This window comes from Sphingobium sp. HDIP04 (assembly GCF_000445085.1).
In the GTDB taxonomy this organism is placed as follows: domain Bacteria; phylum Pseudomonadota; class Alphaproteobacteria; order Sphingomonadales; family Sphingomonadaceae; genus Sphingobium; species Sphingobium indicum.
This window is the reverse complement of record NZ_ATDO01000077.1, coordinates 1-22,901: the sequence shown is the minus strand read 5'-3', so window position 1 is coordinate 22,901 and position 22,901 is coordinate 1. Positions and strand designations below refer to the sequence as shown.

The following is a 22,901-nucleotide window of genomic DNA, read 5'->3' as shown; positions in this document are numbered from 1 at the left end:
TCCTCATGCCTCCTGCGAACCTGGCAAGGCGCTGCCCTGATGCCCGCTTCCCTTGCCATGATGTTCGCGGAACAGGCGCTTCACGACGGTGAAGAAGACCGGCACGAAGAAGATGGCGAGCACCGTCGCGGACAGCATGCCGCCGACCACGGCCCAGCCGATGGCGTTCTGGCCACCCGCCCCTGCACCCTTCGCCAGCGCCAGCGGCAGGACGCCGAAGACGAAGGCGAAGCTGGTCATCAGGATCGGCCGCAGGCGCAGCTTGCCCGCCTCCAGCGCCGCCCGCGCGGGCGGCAGGCCTTCGCGCATCTTCTCCTCGGCGAATTCGACGATCAGGATGGCGTTCTTGGCCGACACGCCGATGGTCGTGATCAGCCCGACCTGAAGGTAGATGTCGTTGTTCAGCCCGACCAGCATCGCCGCCAGCACCGCGCCGAACACGCCCAGCGGCACCACCAGCATGACCGCGATCGGCACCGACCAGCTTTCATACAGCGCGGCCAGGCAAAGGAACACGATCAGCATGGACAGCGCATAGAGCGCCGGCGCCTGCCCGCCGGAGGTCTGCTCCTCATAGGAAATGCCGTTCCATTCATAGCCGACGCCCGCCGGCAGCTTGGCCGCGATTTCCTCCATCGCCTTCATCGCCTCGCCGGTCGAAACCCCTGGCGCGGGCGCGCCCATGATCTGCATCGACGGCACGCCGTTGAAGCGTTCCAGCTTGGCCGGACCACGCGTCCATTCGGTCGTCGCGAAGGAGGAGATCGGCGCCATCGCGCCGCTGCTGCCCCGAACATGCAGCACGCCGATCGAATCCGGCGTGGTGCGGAACGGCGCATCGGCCTGCACATAGACGCGCTTCACCCTGTCGCGGTCGATGAAGTCGTTGATATAGCTGCTGCCCATCGCCGTGCTGATCGTATCGTTGACGTCGGACTGGGCGATGCCCAGCGCGCCCGCAGCCGCCTGATCGACGTTCAGCTTGAGCTGCGGCGTATCCTCCAGGCCGTTGGGGCGCACCTGCGCCAGCCGCTTGTCGGCCATGGCCATGCCCAGCAACTGGTTGCGCGCTTCCAGCATCCTGTCATGGCCCAGGCCGCCCACGTCGACAAGCTGGAAGTCGAAGCCGGTGGCATTGCCCAATTCCTGCACGGCGGGCGGCACGAAGGCGATCGCCATGCCCGCCGCAATCTTGCGGAAGGCGCCATTGGCGCGCAGGGCGATGGCCGACGCCCTGTTCCGGGCGCCCTCGCGCTTCGACCAATGCTTCAGCCGGACGAAGGTGATGCCGACATTCTGCCCCTGTCCCACGAAGCCGAAACCAGGGACGGTGAAGACGCCGGCGACGTTCCCCTTCTCCCCGATCATGTAATGATCGCGGACCTTGGCCAGCGTGCGTTCGGTTTCCTCCAGCGTCGATCCCGTGGGAAGCGAAACCTGGTTGATGATGACCCCCTGATCCTCATCGGGCAGGAAACCGCCGGGCAGGCGCAGGAAGATCAGCCCCATGCCGAAGACGATCAGCGCATAGACCAGCATCGTCCGCCCCCAGTGGCGTTCGACCTTCTCCACGGTCGCGCCATAACGCGCGACATTGCGGTCGAAGGTCCGGTTGAACCAGTCGAAGAAGCGGCCGAAGCGCGACCCCAAAGGGCCGGTCCAGACATGGCTTTGCCCCTTGGGCCGAAGGATCGTCGCGCAGAGCGCCGGAGTCAGGATCAACGCGATCAGCACCGACAGCACCATCGCGGACACGATCGTGATGGAGAATTGGCGGAAGATCACGCCGGTCGACCCGCCGAAGAACGCCATGGGCAGGAACACGGCCGACAGCACCAGGCCGATGCCGACCAGCGCCCCGCTGATCTCGTCCATCGACTTCCTAGCCGCCTCCCGCGGACTGAGCCCTTCCTCCTGGATGATGCGCTCCACATTTTCGACCACGACGATGGCGTCGTCGACCAGCAGGCCGATGGCCAGCACCATGCCGAACAGCGTCAGCGTGTTGATAGTGAAGCCCGCCGCATAGAGGATCGCGAGCGACCCCAGCAGCACCACCGGCACCGCGATGGTGGGGATCAGCGTGGCGCGCCAGTTCTGCAGGAACAGGAACATCACCACGAAGACCAGCAGGATCGCCTCGAACAGGGTGTGGATGACCTGTTCCACCGACAGCTTCACGAAGGTCGAATTGTCCACCGGGAAATCATATCTGACCCAGGCCGGAAAGGTTTTGGACAGTTCCTTCACCCGGCTCTTTACGCCCTCGACGGTATCCAGCGCATTGGCGCCGGGAGCCAGCTTGATGGCGAAGCCGGCGGCGGGATGGCCGTTGAACCTGGATCGGAAGCTGTAATTTTCCGCGCCCAGTTCCACCTTGGCGACGTCCGACAGATAAACGACGGACCCGTTGCCGTTGCTGCGCAAGCGGATCTGGCGGAACTCTTCGGGCGTCTTGAGCCGCGACTGCGCCGTCACGGTGGCGTTCATCGCCTGGCCGCGGGGCGATGGCGCGCCGCCGATCTGCCCAGCCGAAACCTGCGCATTCTGCGCGCGGATGGCCGATTTCACATCGCCGGCGGTGATGCCCAGATTGGCCATCTTATAGGGGTCGAGCCAGATGCGCATCGCATATTGCGATCCGAATAGCTGGGTGTCGCCCACGCCGTCGACGCGGCTGATCGGATCCTGGAGCGAGGAGGCGATGAAGTCGCCCGCATCCAGTTGGTCGTGAATGCCGTCATCGGAATAGACCGCCATCACCATCAGGAATGTGGCGGTCGATTTGGTGACGCGCAGCCCCTGCTGCTGCACTTCCTGCGGCAGCAGGGGGGTGGCCTGGGCGAGCTTGTTCTGCACCTGGACCTGCGCGATGTTGGGGTCCGTGCCCTGCTCGAATGTCAGGGTGATGGTCAGATTGCCGGCGGAATCGCTGCTGGAAGAGAAATAGCGGAGATGGTCGAGCCCCTTGAGCTGCTGCTCGATCACCTGCGTCGTCGTGCTTTCCAGCGTTTGGGCGTTCGCGCCGGGATAGCTGGTGGACACGGTCACCGCGGGCGGCGCGATCTCCGGGAATTGCGCCACGGACAAGGACCGGAGCGCCAAGGCGCCGGCCAGCATGATGACGATGGCGATGACCCATGCGAAGATGGGCCTGTCGATGAAATAGCGCGCCATCGCTCAGTTCGCCCCGCCGGCATTCGCCTGCTTGGCGACGGCCGTCACCTGCTGCGGCGCGCCCGGCTTCACGACCGTTCCGGGCCGCAGGTTCACCAGGCCCTCGACGATCAGCCTGTCTCCCGCCTTCAGCCCCTTGGTGACGATCCACCTGTCGCCCACGGCCCGGTCGGTTTCGACCTGGCGAAGCTCCACCTTGTTGCCCGCGCCCACGACCATGGCGGTGGCCCGGCCCCGCGCGTCGCGCGCAATGCCCTGCTGCGGCGCCAGGATCGCCTGCCTGCGCTGGCCCTCGACCAGCCTGGCGCGCACATACATGCCCGGCAGCAACAGCCCGTCCGGATTGGCGAAGGTCGCCCGCAAAGTCACCGCGCCGGAACTGGGATCGACCGTCACTTCGGAAAATTGCAGGCGCCCCTCGATCGGATAGACGCTGCCGTTGGGAAGCAGCAATTGCACCCGCGCCCCATCGGCCGCACTGACGCCGCCCGCCTGCATCGCCTGCTTGAGGTCGATGATCTGCGCGGCCGACTGGGTCAGGTCGACATGGACGATGTCGGTCCGCTGGATCGTCGCCAACGGGTCCGCCTGCCCCGCCTGCACCAGCGCGCCCGGCGTGAACAGCGAACGGCCGATCCGTCCGGAGATCGGCGCCCTTATGCGGGTGAAATCCTGGTTCACCTGCGCCGCCTGCACCGCCGCCCGTTGCGCCGCGACATCGGCGCGGGCCTGCTGGGCGGCGGCGGCGGCATTGTCGGCCTCCTGCCGGCTGACGGCGTTGATGCCCACCAGGCCCTGATAGCGCTGCGCCTGAAGGGCGGTCGCCCGGATCGATGCCTGCGCCCGCGCCAGGGCGCCCTGCGCCTGGGCCACAGCCGCGCGATAGGGCGCGTCCTCGATCTCGTAGAGCAATTGGCCGGCACGCACCAAGGCGCCCTCGGTAAACAGGCGACGGCGGATGACGCCATTGATCTGCGGCCGGACCTCCGCCGTTTCCACCGCCGCGATGCGACCGGGAAGCTCAGCCGTGAGAGGCGCATTTTCCACCGAAAGTTTCACCACGCCAACCGCAGGCGGCGGCGGCGCGGGCGGCTGCTGTTCACCACAGCCGCCCAGCCCCAGCACAGACGCGCAGACGAGCAGTCCGACAAATATCCCCTTTTGCATCGGTCGGCGCTCCGTTTCCAATGATGGCATTCTTTTTGGAATGAACGTTCATTCCAGTTGCGGCGCAGGTAGGAACATGCCACAATTTGTTCAAGGGTAAAAAAGGGCCAGGGTGAATATTTTTGGTTGCATTGCAACATGAAAGCGGCGCCAGGGACCGCATATTGAATGCGGCCCGCGAGCTGTTCGCCGCCAAGGGCTTCCATCAGAGCGCGGTGGCCGAACTGGCGGCCGCGGCCCATGTGTCGATCGGCCAGATCTATCGCCTGTTCAAGGGCAAGGAAGACATCATCGAGGCGATCGTGAAAGGCGATGCGCGGGAACGGGAAGCCACGATATTGAGCTTGCGCAAGCGGCTCGACGCGGGCGAGATCAGCATAGAGCGGACCTTCGAACTGCTGCTGCTGGACGTGATGGACAATCCGCACGAAGCCCTGTCCTTCGACATCATGGCGGAGGGATTCCGCAATGCGCGGGTCGCGGACATGATTACGGACATGTGCCAGGGCTTTCGCGATTCCCTGGCCGATTTCGCCTGCGCCGCCAATCCCAGGCTGTCGGGCGAAGCGCTGAAAAGCGCGGAGGAAATGATGCTCGCCTGCCTGTTCGGCCTGGGTCATCGCAGCCTGTCCGGGCCGGTCATCAGCGCCGAGCGCACCGCCAAATGCACGGCCGTCATGATCGTCGCAGCGCTTCGCGCCATGGATTGAAGGCGCGACCTTCGGTCCGGCTTGGCCTGGGCTCATTCCGCCGCGTTGCAACAGATATGCCGGTGCAGCGCGGCAACTTTCGGCAGCCAAGAACATTCTCGCCTCCAAATCGCTTCGGGAGGCAGAAAATGAACATCGACACGGCATTCAACCGCAGCTATTTCGAGGCGCGGCTGGATCGCAATCGCAGGCTCGCGGCCCGTTCCCGCAACCCGGAGATTCGCGCGATCCACATGGAATATGTGCGCCTCTACAGCCAGTTGCTGGAACAATCGGGACGCGCCCAGGCCCCGGCCTGAGCCTTTATTCAGCGCGAACGCCGTCGGGCAGCACGACCGCCGACCAGCTTCTGCCCGGCACCAGATATTTGGCCGCAAGCGCCTGAATATCGGCCGGCGTGACGGTCAGCATGTCCTGCGCCATGGTCTGCATCGCCTGCACATAACGCGGATCGTGGGTGGCGCCCTCCATCTGGTTCATCCAGAAGGCGTTGCCTGTCCCGGCCCGCATCAGCAACTGCCGCATCGGCGCGACGGCGCGCTGCAATTCGTCCTCGCTCACCGGGTTCGCGGCGAGGTCCGCCGCCGTGTCCTTCACCACGCCGTAGAAATAATTAACCCGATCCGGACGCACCTGACTCGTCACCAGGATGTAGCCGCCGCTCTCATAGGAGAAGGGCCAGCTATTCTGGACGCTGGGCGAATAGGCCGCGCCCTCGGTCGAGCGCAGCTTGTCGAACAGCCGATCGTTGAATATCTGCGTCAGGATTTCCAGTTGCCGCGCTTCCTTCGTCAGCGCGAAACCGCCCGCCGTGGGCCAGGCCATGACCGCCGCCGCCTGTTCCTTGTCGCCCTTGTGCCGCAGGATCACCGGCGTCTCCACATGGGCGGGAAAGCGCATGAGCTTGTTCGCGGCAGGCACCGGCAGGTCGTTCCGCTGCGGCAGCGCGCCGAAGGTCGCCGCCACCGCGGCGATGGCGTCGTCCGCCTTCACCTGGCCGAAAATCTGGATTTCGATGGGGCCGGACGCCAGCAGCGGTTCCCATGTGGAGCGAAAGGCCTGCGGCGTCAGCGCGTCGATCTCTGCCCGCGACGGGGTGCGGAACCGCACGTCCTTGTCATGCAGCAACCAGTTGAGGTCGCGCGCCAGCACGGAATCCGGCGCCCGCTCCATGGCGTCATAGGCGACCCCCGCCCCCGTCTTGACCCGCGCGATCGGCGCCGGATCCCATCCGGGCGCGAACAGCTTGGTCGCGAACAGCAGCAACTGGTCCTTATAGTCCGCCGGCCGAGTCACGGCCTGCATTTCGAAGGCATCGTCGTCGATGGAGAAATCCATGCCCATGCGACGCCCATTGGTCAGGTCGTCCAGTTCCCGCTGGCCGAGCTTTCCGATCCCGCTCGCCACCAGCGCATAATCGGCCGCCCAGCCCGGCGCGGGCCGGGTCGGGGAGAAGGCCTGCTGGCCATGGCCGAAGCGGACGTTGATCCGCACCTTCTCCGTCTCTGCGTCATTGGCGAACAGGGTCAGCCTGACGCCGTTGGAAAAGGCGATGCTTTCCATCCCCGGCAGGCCGATGGGCGCGCGCGACACGACCTTGCCCGGCACGCCTAGCTTCGGCAGGTCGGCCATGGTCACGGCCTTGTCCGCCAGCCGGGCATTGGTCGCCGCCTTCACCGGCGCGGCGACGGCGGCGGCCAGCTTCGCGTCCACGGCCGGCTGAACCTTGCCGCTGATCAGGTGGGCGCGGAAGACGCCGGCGGAAAAGAGCCGCCGCGTCGAATCCCATATCTTCTGCGGCGTCATGCCCGGCTTGCCGGATCGGAAGATGTCCAGCGCGGCCTGCGGGCTGACCGTGGTTTCGCGAATGTCGACCGCGCTCACCAGGTCGCTCGCCTGCTTGGCGCCCGCCTCCGTATCGGCATTTTCGACCTGGATGGCGAGCGCGGTGTCCATCTGGGCATATTCGCGGTCGATTTCGACCTGGCTGGGCGGCGCGGCCTTGGCGTCCTCTATGATCGCGCGGACGTCGCCCAGCGCCCTTTCCCAATTATCCCCCGTGGGCACGATGGTGACGAAGGTGCCGTCGGCGGACCGGCTGACGTCCTGCTGATCCACGCTGGCCTGAAGAAAACTGCCGCCGCTGCGCGCCGCCTGTTCCAGGCGGCGGCTGATGATCTGCAGCGCCAGCATGTCGGTCAGCTTGTCCTGATTGTAGACGATGGTGTCGGCACGCGGCCTCCACGGGCGCAGCCAGACCATGGTGAGGCCTGTCGGCGCGCCCGGCTCCACCGTCACCCTGGTGGCGGGCGCGCTGGGATCTGGCTCCCCGAAATCAGGCAGCGGCGCGCCCTTTCCGGGCACTGTCCAGGAACCGAAATTATCCTTGATCAACTGTTCGGCCATAGCCGGATCGATGTCGCCCGCGATGGAGATCACCGCATTTTCCGGGCGATACCAGCGCTGGTGGAACGCCTCCATCTTCGCCGCCGTGACCGCGTTCAGCGTCGCCACAGTGCCGATGGGGCTGTGGTCCGCCAGCGGCTGGCCGGCGAAGAAATGCTGTCTGGTCGCATCGGAAATCCGCATCTGCGGCCCGTCGCTCTCCCGCTTTTCCGCCAGCACCACGGCCCTCTCGGCATTGACGGCGCCCTCGACGATATTGGGATCGGCCATCATGCCGGCCAGGATCTTCATGCTTTCGCCCAAGCTGGCCTGCGTCGCCTGCGGCAGGTCGAGCGCATAGGTGGTGCCGGTCGGCGTCGTCTGCGCATTGCTGTCGCTGCCGAAGGTGACGCCCAGCCGCTGCCAGATGCGCTTGGACTCGCCGTCCGGCACATGGCGGGAGCCGCGGAAGGTCAGATGCTCCATGAAATGGGCATATCCCAGCTCGTCGGATTGCTCCATCAACGAGCCGGCGTCGATCCGCAGCCGGACCGACACCTGCCCGGGAGGCACGCCGTTGCGCCGCACCGCATAGCGCACGCCGTTGGAGAGCGTGCCGAAACGCCAGGCCGGATCGATCGGCACATCGCTGTTCTCATAGAGCCATGGCCTGACCTGCGCCTGGCTGGAACCCGGCGTTGGGGACGCGGCAGTCGGGTCCGTCCTCGCCCCGAGGGGCGCGGGCATTCCCGAAAGCAGCAGGGCAAGGACGGACAGCGAAGCGGCGGAACGCCGGAAAGGAAAGCTCATGGCCGCGCAGCCTAAAGAGATTTTCCTGAATGGCCACTGACAAAGAGCAGACAGGCCCTGTGAAGAGAGGCCGGTGTTCCTGCGCAGGCAGGAACACATCGGATGTCATTCAACCAGCGGTCCTTTCATCCAACCCGCCGGTTTTCACCTCACCGTCCGCCGGTCTTCTGGACCGCTCCCTTGTGCGCGCCGACGGCGCTGCCGCCGCGGCGGCGGCGAAAATTCTTCCTGGCAGGGTTCGTCGCCTCGCCGTCCGGCCGATGCGCCCGTTCGGCATTGCCGCGCGGCTGCTTCTGCTGGTCCTGATAGCGGCGCTGGCCCTCGGCACGTCGCGTCTTCTGTTCCGGCGTCTGTTCCCGGCCCTTGCGCTGCGGCGCGGCCTTGGGAAGGTTGCGCACCGCCTCCACGAAATTCTCCGGCAGCGGCACGACGTCCAGCTTCACCTTGGTCGTCCGCTCGATGGCCTTCAGATAAGGCCGCTCGTCGTCCGCCACGAAGCTGATCGCGACGCCCTCCGCTCCGGCCCTCGCCGTGCGGCCGATGCGGTGGACATATTGTTCCGGCACATTGGGCAGTTCGAAATTGATGACGTGGGACACGCCCGACACGTCGATGCCGCGCGCCGCGATGTCGGTCGCCACCAGCAGCTTGACATGGCCATGGCGGAAAGCCTGGAGCGCCGTGGTCCGCTGCGCCTGGCTCTTGTTGCCGTGGATCGCGACGGCCTGAATCCCCGCCCCTTCCAGGAAGCGCACGACGCGGTCCGCGCCATGCTTGGTCCGGGTGAAGATCAGCGCGCGGTCGATATCCTCGCTCCGGATCGTCAGGTTGAGCAGCGCCTGCTTCTCCATCTGGTTGACGAAGGTCGCCTGCTGGCGCACCCGCTCCGCCGTGGTCGACTGCGGCGCGACGCTGACCTTCACCGGATCGTGCAGGAACTGGCTGGCCAGCGCCTCGATCTCGCCCGGCATGGTGGCGGAGAAGAACAGGTTTTGCCGTTCCTTCGGCAGCAGCTTGGCGATGCGCTTCAACGGATGGATGAAGCCCATGTCCATCATCTGGTCGGCCTCGTCGAGGACGAAGATTTCGGTATCCTTGATGGTAAAGGCGCGCTGATCGATCAGGTCGAGCAGACGGCCGGGCGTCGCGACGACGATGTCGACCCCGCGCCCCAGCGCCCTGATCTGCCGGTTGATCGGCACGCCGCCGAACACGACCTCCACGGACAGCTTCAGGAAGCGGCCATAGTCGCGGAAGCTCTGCGCGATCTGCGCGGCGAGTTCGCGGGTCGGCGACAACACCAACATGCGGCAGCCCTGAAGCGGCGTCGGCTTGGGATTGCGGGCGAAATGGTCAAGGCTGGGCAGCGCGAAGGCGGCGGTCTTGCCGGTGCCGGTCTGCGCGATGCCGCACAGATCCTTGCCCTTGAGCAGCACGGGAATGGCTTGCGCCTGAATGGGCGTTGGCGAACCATATTTCTTGGCGGCGAGCGCCCTCAGGATCGGCTCGGCAAGGCCAAGGTCGGTAAATTGCATGGATGATAACTCACGAATAGGCCCCGGCGCCTTCCGGCATGGCCGGGACGCAAGGCGGGTTACGAAACGACCCGCGTGAAAAGGGAAGCCTCAAAGCTTGGCGCAGACTTTCATTGGCCGGCCCCGATGCCCGTTCGGGCCGAAGCGATCACGCTGCCAATCGCTGGAAGGGGCGTAAAGCCCGCTGCTGCGTTGCAGCGCATATGGCCGCAATGCCGGGAAAAAGCAAGGGGCGCCTTTCGCCTCTTCGCTACAGCGTCAACTCCACATGCTTGCTTCGCATTTCCTCGCGCACGTCTCCGCCGAACATCTGCCGGAACATGCCGCGCAGCGACATGTCCGCACGCCAGATTTCCGCGCGGCCAAGATCGAAGCGAAGCATCATCAGATGCGGGTCCTGCCGTCCGCCGGGGTACCAGCTCGCCACGTCACGGGTCCAATATCGGTCGATCACCGCCGGATCCGTCTCCTCGACCAGGGTGCCGTCGATGCAGGCGAACAGGAAATGCCCCTTGCCCGCGAACTGCGCCATGGCGGGTCCGCCCCTTGCCAGCCGGTTCTCCCGCGTCGTGTAGAACCAGAAACAGTGGTTCGCGCCGGGGTCGAGCTGCGCCGTCATGGGCATGCCGTGATCCGGCGACCCTTTCAGCTCCACCATCAGGAACGGGCTTTGCGACAATTCCGTCCAGAAGCGGTGGCGAATGTCGGCTTCATTGTTCATCTTCTCTCTCCCTTCGATCTCAGGCGGGACTCAATCGAGGGCGCCAAGGGATTTGCGCGAGTCAATTTAGCACGAATGCTTGATCTTGCGCAGTCTTCTCTCCACATAGCGCGCATGTTGATCGAGACAGAAGCGACGCCCAATCCGGCCACCGTCAAGTTCATCCCCGGCCGCGTGGTCATGGGCATGGGCACCCGCGATTTCGCCACGCCCGAAGAGGCGGAGGCTTCGCCGCTGGCCGATGCCCTGTTCGGCCTGGGCGACGTGACCGGCGTCTTCTTCGGCGGAGACTTCATTTCCGTCACCATCGCGCCCGGCGCGCAGTGGAGCGATGTGAAGCCCGACATACTTTCCATCCTGCTCGAACATTTTTCCGCCAACATGCCGCTGTTCAGGCCCGGTTCCGCCGGTGAAATCTTCGTGCCGCAGGAGGAGGAGTTCGCCGACGACCCGGAGGATGAGGAGATCGTCGCGCAGATCCGCGAGCTGATCGACACCCGCGTCCGCCCGGCCGTGGCCAATGACGGCGGCGACATCATCTATCGCGGCTTCGACAAGGGCACCGTCTATCTGCGCATGCAAGGCGCCTGTTCGGGCTGCCCGTCCTCCACGGCGACGCTGAAGAACGGGATCGAACAACTGCTCAAGCATTATGTGCCCGAAGTGACGGAGGTTCGCGCCGTCTGAGCGGCGAACAGTTGGCCGGGAAGAATTGGCAAAGCCGTGTCGATCGATTAACCGCAGAGCCGGGCATCGCGTCGGGCGAGCGGTCTACAGGGGTTTTCTTTGCGCATATTGGTCATCGACACCGCGACACAGGCGCTGTCCGTGGCGCTGCTCGATGACGGCGCGCCCATAGGCCATTTTCATGAAATCGTCGGGCGCGGCCATGCCGAAGCGCTGCTGCCCGCCATCGCCGCCTTGCCCGACGGCGGCCGGGCGGATGCGATCGCGGTGGATGTCGGCCCCGGCAGCTTCACGGGCGTGCGCATCGGCATAGCGGCCGCGCGGGCCTTGGCGCTGGCCTGGGGCATTCCGCTGCACGGCTATGGCGCGCTCGCCATGATCGCGGCCAGGGCCATGGCCGGGAATCATGAGGGCGGGCCGGTGACCGTCACCATCACGGGCGGCCACGGCGAACTGTTCTGGCAGGTCTTCTCAGCGGAACTCGCGCCGCTCACCCCGCCCGCCTCCACGCCGATTGCGGAACTGGCGCAGCAGCTCGCGCAGCCCACGCTCTACGGCACCGGCGCCGAAACGCTGGTGACGGCGCGCGGGCATGGCGCGGCGATCAGCCTCTATCCCGATGCCGCCGACTATCCGCTGGTCGCCGGGATTCCCCCGCTCCCGCCCTCCCCCATTTATTGCCGCGGCGCCGATGCGCGGCCGATGACGGAACGGTCCGCGTCATGACGCCGGGCCTGACACTCAAGACCTATGAGGAGGGAGAGCGCAACGCGATGAGCGACGCCATGGAGATCATGGGGCGCGCCTTCGACCCGGCCTTCGGCGAAGCATGGACCCTGCCGCAGCTTGCCGGGGTGATGACGATGCCGGGAACCTGGCTCACCATCGCAAGGATCGACGCCGCGCCCGTGGGTTTCGCGCTCGTGCGGTCGGTGCTCGACGAATGCGAATTGCTGCTGCTGGCCGTCAGCCCGCTGTGGCGCGGACGGGGCATTGGGGAGGCCCTGCTGCTCGACAGCCTCAGGACAGCGCGCAGGCGGGGCATTACGTCGATGAATCTGGAAGTTCGCGCGTCGAATACGGCAATAAGGCTATATGAAAAAGCCGGGTTCGAATATGTACATCGCCGCCCTGGTTACTATCGCGGCAACGATGGACAACTTCATGATGCGCTCAGCTTTCGTATCGACATGCTCAGATGATTTAAATCCGCCCTTGCAAAACAGAAACCATCGGTATAGCTGACCTGTACCGCTCCTGAAATGATTTTCCTTGGGCGGGTCGCGCAACCAATAGCCTTCGCAGGGAAAAGAAATGGAAATCGAATCAGCGCAGAGCGAACTGCTCATTACTTTGACGTCGGATATTGTCGCGGCCCATGTCTCGAACAACAGCGTCGCCGTCTCCGACGTATCTACCCTGATCCAGAATGTCCACGCAGCGCTTTCGGGCCTGGCGACGCCGGCGGCCGCCCCGGAAGTGAAGCCCGAACCTGCCGTTTCGGTCCGTTCTTCGATCAAGCCCGACTACATCATCTGCCTGGAAGACGGCAAGAAGCTGAAGATGCTCAAGCGCCATCTGATGACTCATTATCAGATGACGCCGGAAGATTATCGGGCCAAATGGGGCCTGCCGGCGGACTATCCGATGGTTGCGCCCAACTATGCCGAACAGCGCCGCAGCCTGGCCAAGAAGATCGGCCTTGGCACCAAGCGCCGCCGCGTCCGCGCGCCCAAATAGGCGCCCAGATACAATCAAAAGTCCATGAAAGGGGTGCGCCGGCTGCGCGCCCCTTTTATAGTGGGAGGAAAGCCGCTAGGTTCTTTCCGGTCCACATGAATTCCAGCCAAGTGAGCCTGCATGAACCGCAAGATCGACGTCGAAGCCCTTTGCCATGAAAAGGGCCTGCGCATCACCGAACAGCGCCGCGTCATCGCCCAGGTGCTGAGCGATTCCACCGATCACCCGGACGTGGAGGAACTGCACAGGCGCTCCGCGGCCATCGATCCGGGCATTTCGATCGCCACCGTGTACCGCACCGTCCGCCTGTTCGAGGAAGCGGGCATATTGGACCGGCACGATTTCGGGGACGGCCGCGCCCGTTATGAGGCGGCGCCCGAATCCCATCACGACCATCTGATCGATGTCGAAACCGGCAATGTCATCGAATTCGTCGATCCCGAACTGGAGCAGCTTCAGAAGCAGATCGCCGAAAAGCTCGGCTTCCGGCTGGTCGACCACCGGATGGAATTGTACGGCGTGGCGCTCGACCGCAAGAGCTGAGACAGCTTGGCTGCACTTCGCCGCATCATGCGCCTGGCGGCCCTGGGCGCCAGCCTGCTGCTCTGTCTGATCCCGCATCTGCTGTGGCGCGCGGCCGGCCGCCGTTCGCCCTGGCCGCCGCGCTTTCTGGCGTTGGCGGCACGTTCCGTCGGCGCCCGAGTGCGGATCGACGGCCATCCTTTTGAAGGCGACAGCTTCATCATCGCCAATCACGTCAGTTGGGTGGACATATTGGCGCTTGGGGGCGCGACCGGAGCAGCCTTCGTCGCGCATGACGGCATTGCGCGCTGGCCGGTCATCGGCTGGCTGGCCGCGCAGAACAACACGCTTTTCATCGCCCGCGACCGCCGCGGAGCGCTCTCTTCGCAGCTTGACGCCCTGCGGGCCGCCTTGGCCGGGCATCAACCCGTGGCGCTTTTTCCGGAAGGCACCACCAGCGACGGCGCCGGCGTCCTGCCGTTCAAGCCGTCCCTGCTCGCCGTCCTCCTGCCCCCTCCGCGATCGGTGCGCATCCAGCCCGTCCATATCGACTATGGCCCGGCGACCGCCGAAATCAGTTGGCACAGCGACGAACCGGCGGGCGCGAACGTGAAAAGATTGCTGGAACGCAAGGGCAGGCTGGACCTAACCTTGCGCTTCCTGGAGCCGTTCGATCCGGCAATCTGCCCTGATCGCAAGGCTTTGGCCGCGATGAGCCGGGAAAGAATAGCCGCCAGCATCGCCGCCCACCTGCCGCCTTTTACTTGAGGCGCGCGCCTTGTATAGCTGGATCGCATGAATCGGTACGACGCCCAAAAGACTCCAGCGACATTCCACGTCAAATCCTTCGGCTGCCAGATGAACGTCTATGATGGCGAGCGCATGGCCGAACTGCTGGGCGAGCGCGGCATGACAGCCGCGGCCGACGGGGCCGAGGCGGATCTGGTCATCCTCAACACCTGCCACATCCGCGAAAAGGCGGTGGACAAGGTCTATTCCGACATCGGCCGCATGACCCGCGAGGACGGCAGCCGCCCGATGATCGCGGTCGCCGGCTGCGTCGCGCAGGCGGAGGGCGGCGAAATCCAGCGCCGCGCCCGCAATGTCGACATCGTCGTCGGACCGCAGGCCTATCACCGCCTGCCCGACCTGATCGACCGGGCGGGTCGCGGCGAGCAGGCCGTCGACACCGACATGCCGCTGGCATCCAAGTTCGGCGCCCTGCCCTCGCGGCCCAGGCAGGCGCGGCCCACCGCCTTCCTGACGATCATGGAGGGCTGCGACAAATTCTGCACCTATTGCGTGGTGCCCTATACGCGCGGCGCGGAGATCAGCCGAAGCTGGTCCGCCATCCTGGACGAAGCGAAGGCGCTGGTCGACGGCGGCGTGGGGGAGATCACGCTGCTGGGCCAGAACGTCAACGCCTGGACCGGCGAGGACGACAAGGGCCGGATGCAGGGCATGGACGGCCTGGTCCGCGAACTGGCGAAGATCGACGCGCTCAAACGCATCCGCTACACCACCAGCCATCCCAACGACATGAGCGACGGGCTGATCGCCGCCCATGGCGACGAGCCCAAGCTGATGCCCTTCCTCCATTTGCCGGTGCAATCGGGCAACGACCGGGTGCTGAAGGCAATGAACCGCAGCCACAGCGCCGACAGCTATCTGCGCATCATCGAACGCGTGCGGGCGGCGCGGCCGGACATCGCGCTCTCCGGCGACTTCATCGTCGGCTTCCCCGGCGAGACCGACGCCGAGTTCGAGGATACGCTGAAGATCGTGGAGCAGGTCCGCTACGCGCAATGCTACAGCTTCAAATACAGCCCGCGTCCCGGCACGCCTGCCGCCGACATGGACGGGCAGATCCCGGCGGAGGTCATGGACGAACGGCTTGCCCGGCTCCAGTCGCTGATCAACCGCCACCAGGCGGAATTCAACGCGGCCACCGTCGGCCGCCGCACGGACATCCTGCTGGAGCGCAAGGGCCGCCATCCCGGCCAGCTCATCGGCAAGACGCCCTGGCTCCAGTCCGTCCACGTCACAGCCCCGGAACTTTCCATCGGGGACATGGTAGAAGTCGATATCATCAGCGCCGGTCCGAACAGTCTGGCCGGCCAACCCAGCAGGAGGAAGGCCGCTTGAACCCAAACCCAGTCGTTCCCGTGGCAACGGGAACCCATCTCCGAACCTGTCCGCCAGGCTGGAAGAAGAGGAGATGGATACCCGATCACACGGGTAGGACGCATGGAAAGGGAGGCTGCTGAATGTCGAAGAAACCCCATCATAACCACCGCGCCGATGTCGCCGAACGCGCGCGGCTGGAAGTAACCTTTGACCGCCCGCACCTGCTGGGCGCGCTTTTCGGCCAATATGACCAGAATCTGGTGGCCATCGAAAACCGCCTGGGCGTCTATATCGCGGCGCGCGGCAACAAGCTGCAGATCGAGGGCGAGGCGGAAGCCGCCGCCCGGGCCCGCGACGTCATGACCGGCCTCTACAACCGCATCGTCGCAGGCCAGGAAATCGACGCCGGCGCGGTGGACGCGGTGATCGCCATGTCCGCCGAACCCACGCTGGACGGCATCATCCGCCATGACGTGGCCGAACCGCCCAAGGTCATGATCCGCACGCGCAAGAAAACCATCGTCCCGCGTTCCGCGACGCAGGTGACGTACATGGAAGCGCTGACCCGCAACGACATCATCTTCGCGCTTGGCCCGGCGGGCACCGGCAAGACCTATCTGGCCGTCGCGCAGGCGGTGAGCCAGCTCATCACCGGCAGCGTCGACCGCCTGATCCTCTCCCGCCCCGCCGTGGAGGCGGGCGAGCGCCTCGGCTTCCTGCCGGGCGACATGAAGGAGAAGGTCGACCCCTATCTCCGCCCGATCTACGACGCGCTCTACGACACGCTGCCGGCCGAGCAGGTCGAACGCCGCATCGCATCGGGCGAGATAGAGATCGCCCCCCTCGCCTTCATGCGCGGCCGAACCCTGTCCAACGCCTTCATCGTGCTGGACGAGGCGCAGAACACCACCGTCGCCCAGATGAAGATGTTTCTGACCCGCTTCGGCGAGGGCAGCCGCATGGTCATTTGCGGCGACCCGCGGCAGGTCGACCTGCCGCAGCCTGGCATTTCCGGCCTGGCGGACGCCGTCGCGCGGCTGGAGGGGGTGGAAGGCATCTCCGTCGTGCCCTTCGGCATCGGCGATGTGGTGCGTCACCCGGTCGTGGGCCGCATCGTCCAGGCCTATGAAGGCCCGGATGCCTGAAATGCACGTCCGACACGAACGGAAACCGCTATAATGATCGAAGTCGCCGTCCTCCACGAACAGGGGTGGCCAGATACCGACTGGGAATTGCTGGCCCAGCGGGCCGTCGTCGCCGCGATCACGCACAGTCCCTATGCCGCGTTCGCCGCGGATGAAGCGTTGTACGAGGTCGCGGTCAAACTCACCACCGACGAGGAAGTCCACCAGCTCAACCGCGCCTATCGGGACAAGGACAAGCCGACCAACGTCCTGTCCTTCCCCATGGTGCAGTCCGACCTGCTGGAAACCACCGCCAACACCGACGATGGAGAGGTGCTGCTGGGCGACATCGTGCTGGCGGAGGGAGTCTGCGCCAGGGAAGCCGCCGAAAAGGGCGTCTCCGTCGCCGATCACGCCACGCACCTGATCGTCCATGGGACTTTTCATTTGCTGGGATATGATCATATGGAGGACGCGGAGGCGGAAGCGATGGAAGCGCTGGAGACGCAATCGCTGATCAGCCTCGGCATTTCCGACCCCTATGGGGATCGGTGACATATTGTGGCATCGCTTTTAGCGGAAGGCCGGCGCCTGCCCTTCCAGGGCATCAGGACAGGCTGCTCGACGCGATGCCCTGAACAGGGAAACAGGAAGTACGATGGCGGAAGGCAGTCCCAAGGACGGCAACGGTTCGAAGGAATCGGACAGTAGCAGCCACGAGGGCGGGTTATGGAACGGCCTCAAATCGCTGCTCTTTGGAGACGAGGAGAGCCACAGCCTCCGCCGCGAGCTGGAGGATGCGCTCGACGAATATGATGAGGAGGAGCAGGAGGAAGGCGCCAGCCCTCCCGCCAAGGGCGACCTGTCCGCCATCGAACGCCAGATGGTCCGCAACCTCCTGCATTTTTCCGAACATACGGTCGATGACGTGGCCGTTCCCCGCGCGGACATCATCGCCATAGAGGAAAATGCCAGTTTCGCCGATCTTGCCGCCTTGTTCGCGGAGGCGGGGCATAGCCGCATCCCCGTCTATCGCGAAAATCTAGACACCATCGTGGGCATGATCCACATCCGCGACGCCTTCGCCATATTGGCGGGAAAGGCGCCGGTGCCCGACAGGCTGGAGCCGCTGATCCGCCAGCCGCTCTATGTTCCCGAAAGCATGGGCGCGCTGGATCTGCTCGCGGAAATGCGCGCCAAGCGCACCCATCTCGCCATCGTGCTCGACGAATATTCGGGCACCGAAGGGCTGCTCACCTTCGAGGATCTGGTCGAGGAGATCGTCGGCGAGGTCGAGGACGAGCATGACGAGGAGCCGGAGGCGATGCTGGTTCCGCTGGATGGCGGCCTGTGGGAGGCCGACGCCCGCGCCGAACTGGAGGATGTCGCCAAGGAGATCGACGAAAAGCTGGCGGAGGTCGAGGAGGATGTCGACACGCTGGGCGGCCTGGCCTTCGTGATTGCGGGCCGCGTTCCCGAACCGGGCGAAATCGTCGAGCATGCGCAAAGCGGCTGGAAACTCGAAATCCTGGACAGCGACGGACGCCGCGTCAGCCGCCTGCGCCTGCACCCGCCCGCGGAACGGGAAATGGAGGAAGAGGGCTGATCCTGATTTGGCCCTGGGCCGAGCGGGCGGAGCCGCCAAATCGACCGGCGACCTCTACTTTCCAAAAAACGCGCCCAATGCGCCTTCAACGGAAGGGCGCCGGCTCATCGCCCGGCGCGCCTGAATCCATCTGCCCGTCCACCCCTCTTCCTGCCGGCAGCCAGATGCCGCAGAGCGCAAGCCATCCCAGCCCTTCGATCCATCCCGCCAGCACATCGCTCGGCCAATGCACGCCCAGCCAGACCCGGCTGATCCCGATCAGCGCGATTGCCAGCCCCATGCCGACATAGGCGGAGCGCCGCCCGGCCAGCATCGCCAAGGCCCCGAAGAAGATCATGTTTCCCGCCGCATGACCGCTGGGAAACCCATAGCTGCGCACAAGGTCGAGATGCGGCAGCAGATCGGGGCGAGGCGCGGCAAAGACCTGCTTGAGCGAGAGGTTGAGCAAAGTCCCGCCGACCGTCACCCACAGCAGCCAGAGGGCACGCCTGCGCGCAATGCCCCAAAGCGCGATGACGCAGGCCCCAAGCAGCGCGAAGCGGCCCGCCGTTCCCCCGACCGCCGACGCCAGTTGCATGATCCAGGTGACGGCGGTTCCAGCCCCGCTGTCCCGCGCCCGCCCGGCCATTCCCATCAGCCCGGCGTTCAGCCCGTCCAGCCATCCCTGCCGCTGGACCAGCGCAATCCCCAAAACGCAGAAAAGCGCGAGGACAAGGACCCCCGCGCCTTTCGCCACGGCTATGCGCCGATCAGATATGGAGCGCGCGCCCATAAGCCGCGAGCACGCTTTCATGCATCGATTCGGAGATGGTCGGATGCGGGAAGACGGTGTGCATCAGTTCCGCCTCGGTCGTTTCCAGCGTCTTGCCGATGGTATAGCCCTGGATCATCTCGGTCACTTCCGCGCCGACCATGTGCGCGCCCAGCAATTCGCCCGTCTTCGCGTCGAACACCGTCTTGGTGAAGCCTTCCGCTTCGCCCAGCGCGATGGCCATGCCGTTGCCGATGAAGGGGAACATGCCGACCTTCACCTCATAGCCGGCTTCCTTCGCCTTGGCTTCGGTCAGGCCCACAGACGCGATCTGCGGATGGCAATAGGTGCAACCGGGAATATTGCGCGGGTCCATGGCATGGGGATGCTTGCCGGCAATGGCTTCGGCCGCGATCACGCCCTCATGGCTGGCCTTGTGCGCCAGCCATGGCGGCGCGGTGATGTCGCCGATGGCCCACAGGCCCTCGACATTGGTGCGGCACATTTCGTCGGTCTTCAGGAAACCGCGCTCGTCCATGGCGACGCCCAGCTCCTTGAGGCCGATATTCTCCGTATTGGGGACGATGCCGATGGCGACGATCATATGGCTGAATTCGGCGGCGCTTTCCTTGCCGGCCTTGTCCTTCAACTTGACCTTGATGCCGTTGGCGCCGACCTGGATGTCGCTGACGCCGCCCCCGGTCAGGATGGTCATGCCCTGCTTCTTGAGCGCTTTTTCCAGGAACGCCGAAACATCGGCGTCCTCGACCGGCACGATGCGGTCCATCATCTCGACCACGGTCACGTCGGCGCCCATGTCGTTATAGAAGCTGGCAAACTCGATGCCGATGGCGCCCGATCCGATGACCAGCAGCTTGCTCGGCATTTCGGGCGGCGTCATGGCGTGGCGGTAGGTCCAGACGCGCTTGCCGTCGGTCGGCGTGCCCGGCAGGTCGCGCGCCCGCGCCCCGGTGGCGATGATGATGTTCTTCGCCGTCAGTTCATCGGTCTTTCCGTCCTTGGTGACGCTGAGCCTGCCCTTCGCGACCAGCTTGCCCTCGCCCATATGGACGGCGATCTTGTTCTTCTTCATCAGGTGCGTGACGCCCTGATTAAGCTGCTTGGCAACGCCGCGCGAGCGCTTCACCACCGCCGCGATGTCGGCGCTGATCTGGGTCGCGGCCAGGCCATAGTCCCCGGCATGCTGCATGTAATGATAGATTTCCGCCGAACGCAGCAACGCCTTGGTCGGGATGCAGCCCCAGTTCAGGCAGATGCCGCCCAGATTCTCCCGCTCGACGATGGCGGTCTTCAGGCCCAGTTGGGCGGCGCGGATTGCGGCCACATAGCCGCCGGGGCCGGAGCCCAGAACGATGACATCGTAATTCTCAGCCATGATCAAACTCGCTTTTATATGATTTCGTCACGCCGCCGGCGCGGTGAAGGGCGGCACGGAACGGGGCTGGCGATCCTCTCCGATCGCCACGAAGGCGAAGGTCGCCTTGGTCACGCGATAGGATCTGTCGTCATGGCGGGTCCGCCGCCACGCCTCGACCTCTATCTTCATGGAGGTGCGGCCCACCGAAACCAGCTTGGCGAACACCGAAACCTCGTCACCGACCACCACCGGGCGCAGGAAGGTCATGCCCTCGACGGCGATCGTCACCGCGCGGCCATGGCTGTGGCGGGCAGCGACGGAACCGGCGGCCGAGTCCATCAGGCTCATCAGCCAGCCGCCGAAAATATCCCCATAGGGATTGGTGTCGGCGGGCATGGCGATGACGCGCACGGCGGGGCTGTCCACCGGCGGCTGCTCATCCACCCGGGCCATCAGGCGAGCATCCCGATCGGATTTTCGACCAGTTCCTTGAAGACCTGCATCAGGCGGGCGCCGTCCGCGCCGTCGATGGCGCGGTGGTCGAAACTGCCGGTGGCGGACATGACGGTCGCGATCTGGAGCGAGTCATCGACGACGAAGGGCCGCTTCTCGCCCGCGCCGATGGCCAGGATCATGCCCTGGGGCGGGTTGATGACGGCCTCGAACTGCTTGATGCCGAACATGCCCATGTTGGAGAGCGAGGCGGTGCCGCCCTGATATTCCTCCGGCTTTAGCTTGCCGTCCTTGGCGCGGGCGGCGAGATCCTTCATCGCGGTGGAGATGGCGGCGACGCCCTTGCTGTCCGCCTCCGTCACGATGGGGGTGATGAGGCCGCCGGGGATGGACACGGCCACCGAAATGTCCGCTCGCTGGAATTTCAGCATCTGGTCGCCAGCGAACTGGACGTTGCATTCCGGCACCTGGATCAGCGCCACGCCCAGCGCCTTGATCAGCAGGTCGTTGACCGACAGCTTGACGCCCCGCGAGGCCAGGCCCGCATTCAGTTCGCCACGCAGTTTCAGCAGCTTGTCGAGTTGCACGTCCACGGTCAGGTAGATGTGCGGCACCTGCTGCTTGGATTCGGTCAGGCGGCGCGCGATGGTCTTGCGCATGCCGCTGAGCTTGATGACTTCATGCGGGATGCCGAAATCCTGTGCGAGGGCAGGCGCGGCGGCGAGCGGAGCGGCAGGCGCGGCGGCCGGAACGGCAGTCTTGGCGACGGGCGCGGCGCCCTCCAGGTCCGCTTTCACGATGCGGCCATTGGGACCGGAGCCGGTGACGGCGGCAAGATCCAGCCCCTTGGCTTCAGCCAGACGGCGGGCGAGCGGGCTGGCCTTCACCCTGCCGTCCGTCGCCTTGGCCGGCGCGGGATCGGCCTTCGGCGCGGGCGCCGGCGCCTTGGCGGGAACCGGATCGGCCTGGGGCGCAGGGCCTGCTGCGGGGGCCGCTGCGCTGGGAGCGGCATTACCGGCGGCGGCTTGCGACAGATCCTCGCCCTCCTCCGCGATGATGGCGATGACGGTGCCCACCTTCACCCCCTCCGACCCTTCGGCCACCAGTATCTTGGCCACGGTGCCTTCGTCGACGGCTTCGAATTCCATCGTCGCCTTGTCGGTCTCGATCTCCGCCAGCAGATCGCCGGAGGAGACGGTGTCGCCCTCCTTCACCAGCCATTTCGCCAGCGTCCCTTCTTCCATCGTTGGAGAAAGGGCGGGCATCTGGATCGTTTTGCTCATGGGTGGAAGGCCTCTCATCTTATCGGGCGTGGGGGCAATGAGGTTCGTTTCGGCGCTTTGGCCGGAACGGTCAAGGCCAAGCCTTGCGCGCCCGCGCATAATCGGCCACATTTCACCACACTGGTTCACAGCGAACCATATGGGTTCAGCGCGGACTTGTGAGACCGAAGGCCAAATAGTCGTTACCCCTTAGGGATTCAGCGGATGCGGACATATCTGGTGGTCGTGGACGAATCGGCGGAGGCGGAGACCGCGCTACGCTTTGCCGCCCGGCGCGCCGCCAAGACGGCGGGCGCGATCCGCATCCTGGCCCTCATCCCGCCTGCCGAGTTCGTCCAGTGGGGCGGCGTGCAGGCGACGATGGAGGATGAGGCGCTGCAACGCGCCGAGGCGCTGGTGACGAGCGCGGCGGGCACGTTGACCGACGAATCCGGCATCCGCCCCAGCATCACCGTGCGGCAGGGCGATCCGGTGGCGGTGGTGCGCCATACGCTGGAGGAGATGGACGACGTCGCGGCGCTGGTGCTGGGCGCGGCGGCCAGCGGGCATCCGGGGGTTCTGGTGTCGCACTTCGCGGGCGCAGATGCGGGGAAGCTGCCCTGCCCGATCATGATCATTCCCGGCGGGTTGGACGCGGATGCGATCGATCGGTTGAGTTGAGCGAATTGGCAATGGCGGGGAAGGCCAATCCAGGACATTCCCCTCCCGCAGGCGGGAGGGGCTAG

Annotated in this window: 22 protein-coding genes; 13 read left to right on the top strand and 9 right to left on the bottom strand. The window is 65.3% G+C overall.

The window, feature by feature from the left end:
* Nucleotides 1-3: 3 nt before the first annotated feature.
* Nucleotides 4-3,177, bottom strand: a complete 3,174-nt coding sequence (locus L286_RS32880) for an efflux RND transporter permease subunit (protein WP_020819225.1) — start codon at nucleotides 3,175-3,177, stop codon at nucleotides 4-6.
* Between the two features lie 3 nt (nucleotides 3,178-3,180).
* A complete protein-coding gene (locus tag L286_RS32875) occupies nucleotides 3,181-4,344 on the bottom strand; it encodes an efflux RND transporter periplasmic adaptor subunit (RefSeq protein ID WP_020819226.1) in 1,164 nt (387 codons plus the stop codon).
* Between the two features lie 122 nt (nucleotides 4,345-4,466).
* On the opposite strand from L286_RS32875, the gene L286_RS32870 reads away from it, so the two are divergent.
* The gene (locus tag L286_RS32870) at nucleotides 4,467-5,054 is read left to right on the top strand and encodes a TetR/AcrR family transcriptional regulator (RefSeq protein ID WP_007685040.1); all 588 of its coding nucleotides are present in this window, start codon (nucleotides 4,467-4,469) and stop codon (nucleotides 5,052-5,054) included.
* Between the two features lie 128 nt (nucleotides 5,055-5,182).
* A complete protein-coding gene (locus tag L286_RS48940; RefSeq protein ID WP_007685038.1) occupies nucleotides 5,183-5,353 on the top strand; it encodes a hypothetical protein in 171 nt (56 codons plus the stop codon).
* Nucleotides 5,354-5,357: 4 nt separating this feature from the next.
* Here L286_RS48940 and L286_RS32865 read toward each other — a convergent pair whose 3' ends face one another.
* The 3 genes from L286_RS32865 to L286_RS32855 all read right to left on the bottom strand — a co-directional run bounded on the left by L286_RS32865 (nucleotide 5,358) and on the right by L286_RS32855 (nucleotide 10,505).
* The gene (locus L286_RS32865; protein ID WP_020819228.1) at nucleotides 5,358-8,249 is read right to left on the bottom strand and encodes a M16 family metallopeptidase; all 2,892 of its coding nucleotides are present in this window, start codon (nucleotides 8,247-8,249) and stop codon (nucleotides 5,358-5,360) included.
* A 149-nt stretch (nucleotides 8,250-8,398) separates the two neighbouring features.
* Nucleotides 8,399-9,784 (bottom strand): DEAD/DEAH box helicase, encoded by a 1,386-nt coding sequence (locus tag L286_RS32860; protein WP_020819229.1) that lies wholly within the window; start codon nucleotides 9,782-9,784, stop codon nucleotides 8,399-8,401.
* A 250-nt stretch (nucleotides 9,785-10,034) separates the two neighbouring features.
* Entirely contained in the window at nucleotides 10,035-10,505 is a 471-nt protein-coding gene (locus tag L286_RS32855; protein ID WP_007685033.1) for a pyridoxamine 5'-phosphate oxidase family protein, read from the bottom strand.
* Nucleotides 10,506-10,619: 114 nt separating this feature from the next.
* On the opposite strand from L286_RS32855, the gene L286_RS32850 reads away from it, so the two are divergent.
* From L286_RS32850 to L286_RS32805, 10 genes are all read left to right on the top strand, one after another.
* A complete protein-coding gene (locus L286_RS32850; RefSeq protein WP_007685030.1) occupies nucleotides 10,620-11,192 on the top strand; it encodes a NifU family protein in 573 nt (190 codons plus the stop codon).
* A gap of 99 nt (nucleotides 11,193-11,291) precedes the next feature.
* Nucleotides 11,292-11,918, top strand: coding sequence for a tRNA (adenosine(37)-N6)-threonylcarbamoyltransferase complex dimerization subunit type 1 TsaB (gene tsaB, locus L286_RS32845; RefSeq protein ID WP_007685028.1), 627 nt, complete (start codon nucleotides 11,292-11,294; stop codon nucleotides 11,916-11,918).
* Nucleotides 11,915-12,394, top strand: a complete 480-nt coding sequence (rimI, locus tag L286_RS32840; protein WP_013040347.1) for a ribosomal protein S18-alanine N-acetyltransferase — start codon at nucleotides 11,915-11,917, stop codon at nucleotides 12,392-12,394. Before tsaB ends, rimI begins: the two co-directional genes overlap by 4 nt.
* Nucleotides 12,395-12,506: 112 nt before the next feature.
* Nucleotides 12,507-12,932, top strand: coding sequence for a MucR family transcriptional regulator (locus tag L286_RS32835; protein WP_007685024.1), 426 nt, complete (start codon nucleotides 12,507-12,509; stop codon nucleotides 12,930-12,932).
* Nucleotides 12,933-13,052: 120 nt separating this feature from the next.
* A complete protein-coding gene (locus L286_RS32830) occupies nucleotides 13,053-13,475 on the top strand; it encodes a Fur family transcriptional regulator (protein WP_007685023.1) in 423 nt (140 codons plus the stop codon).
* Nucleotides 13,476-13,481: 6 nt separating this feature from the next.
* Entirely contained in the window at nucleotides 13,482-14,222 is a 741-nt protein-coding gene (locus L286_RS32825) for a lysophospholipid acyltransferase family protein (protein WP_025160729.1), read from the top strand.
* Between the two features lie 27 nt (nucleotides 14,223-14,249).
* On the top strand, nucleotides 14,250-15,599 hold the full coding sequence (miaB, locus tag L286_RS32820) for a tRNA (N6-isopentenyl adenosine(37)-C2)-methylthiotransferase MiaB (RefSeq protein WP_025160728.1): 1,350 nt from the start codon (nucleotides 14,250-14,252) through the stop codon (nucleotides 15,597-15,599).
* Between the two features lie 122 nt (nucleotides 15,600-15,721).
* Nucleotides 15,722-16,726 carry a PhoH family protein gene (locus tag L286_RS32815; protein ID WP_007685017.1) on the top strand — a complete coding sequence of 335 codons (1,005 nt, stop codon included), beginning with the start codon at nucleotides 15,722-15,724 and terminating at the stop codon, nucleotides 16,724-16,726.
* Between the two features lie 33 nt (nucleotides 16,727-16,759).
* Complete coding sequence (ybeY, locus tag L286_RS32810; RefSeq protein WP_007685015.1) at nucleotides 16,760-17,260, top strand: rRNA maturation RNase YbeY; 501 nt, start codon at nucleotides 16,760-16,762, stop codon at nucleotides 17,258-17,260.
* 103 nt (nucleotides 17,261-17,363) lie between these two features.
* Nucleotides 17,364-18,311 (top strand): hemolysin family protein, encoded by a 948-nt coding sequence (locus tag L286_RS32805; protein WP_007685013.1) that lies wholly within the window; start codon nucleotides 17,364-17,366, stop codon nucleotides 18,309-18,311.
* An 85-nt stretch (nucleotides 18,312-18,396) separates the two neighbouring features.
* Here the strand turns inward: L286_RS32805 and L286_RS32800 are convergent, their stop codons facing one another.
* The 4 genes from L286_RS32800 to L286_RS32785 are packed head-to-tail and all read right to left on the bottom strand — an operon-like array spanning nucleotide 18,397 to nucleotide 22,176.
* A complete protein-coding gene (locus L286_RS32800; RefSeq protein ID WP_020819232.1) occupies nucleotides 18,397-19,083 on the bottom strand; it encodes a phosphatase PAP2 family protein in 687 nt (228 codons plus the stop codon).
* Complete coding sequence (lpdA, locus tag L286_RS32795; protein ID WP_020819233.1) at nucleotides 19,061-20,458, bottom strand: dihydrolipoyl dehydrogenase; 1,398 nt, start codon at nucleotides 20,456-20,458, stop codon at nucleotides 19,061-19,063. Before lpdA ends, L286_RS32800 begins: the two co-directional genes overlap by 23 nt.
* Before the next feature lie 27 nt (nucleotides 20,459-20,485).
* Entirely contained in the window at nucleotides 20,486-20,893 is a 408-nt protein-coding gene (locus tag L286_RS32790) for an acyl-CoA thioesterase (protein ID WP_007685008.1), read from the bottom strand.
* Nucleotides 20,893-22,176 carry a pyruvate dehydrogenase complex dihydrolipoamide acetyltransferase gene (locus tag L286_RS32785; RefSeq protein ID WP_020819234.1) on the bottom strand — a complete coding sequence of 428 codons (1,284 nt, stop codon included), beginning with the start codon at nucleotides 22,174-22,176 and terminating at the stop codon, nucleotides 20,893-20,895. Before L286_RS32785 ends, L286_RS32790 begins: the two co-directional genes overlap by 1 nt.
* 204 nt (nucleotides 22,177-22,380) lie before the next feature.
* Here L286_RS32785 and L286_RS32780 point away from each other — a divergent pair, with 204 nt between their 5' ends.
* Nucleotides 22,381-22,836 (top strand): universal stress protein, encoded by a 456-nt coding sequence (locus tag L286_RS32780; protein ID WP_020819235.1) that lies wholly within the window; start codon nucleotides 22,381-22,383, stop codon nucleotides 22,834-22,836.
* Nucleotides 22,837-22,901 lie beyond the last annotated feature (65 nt).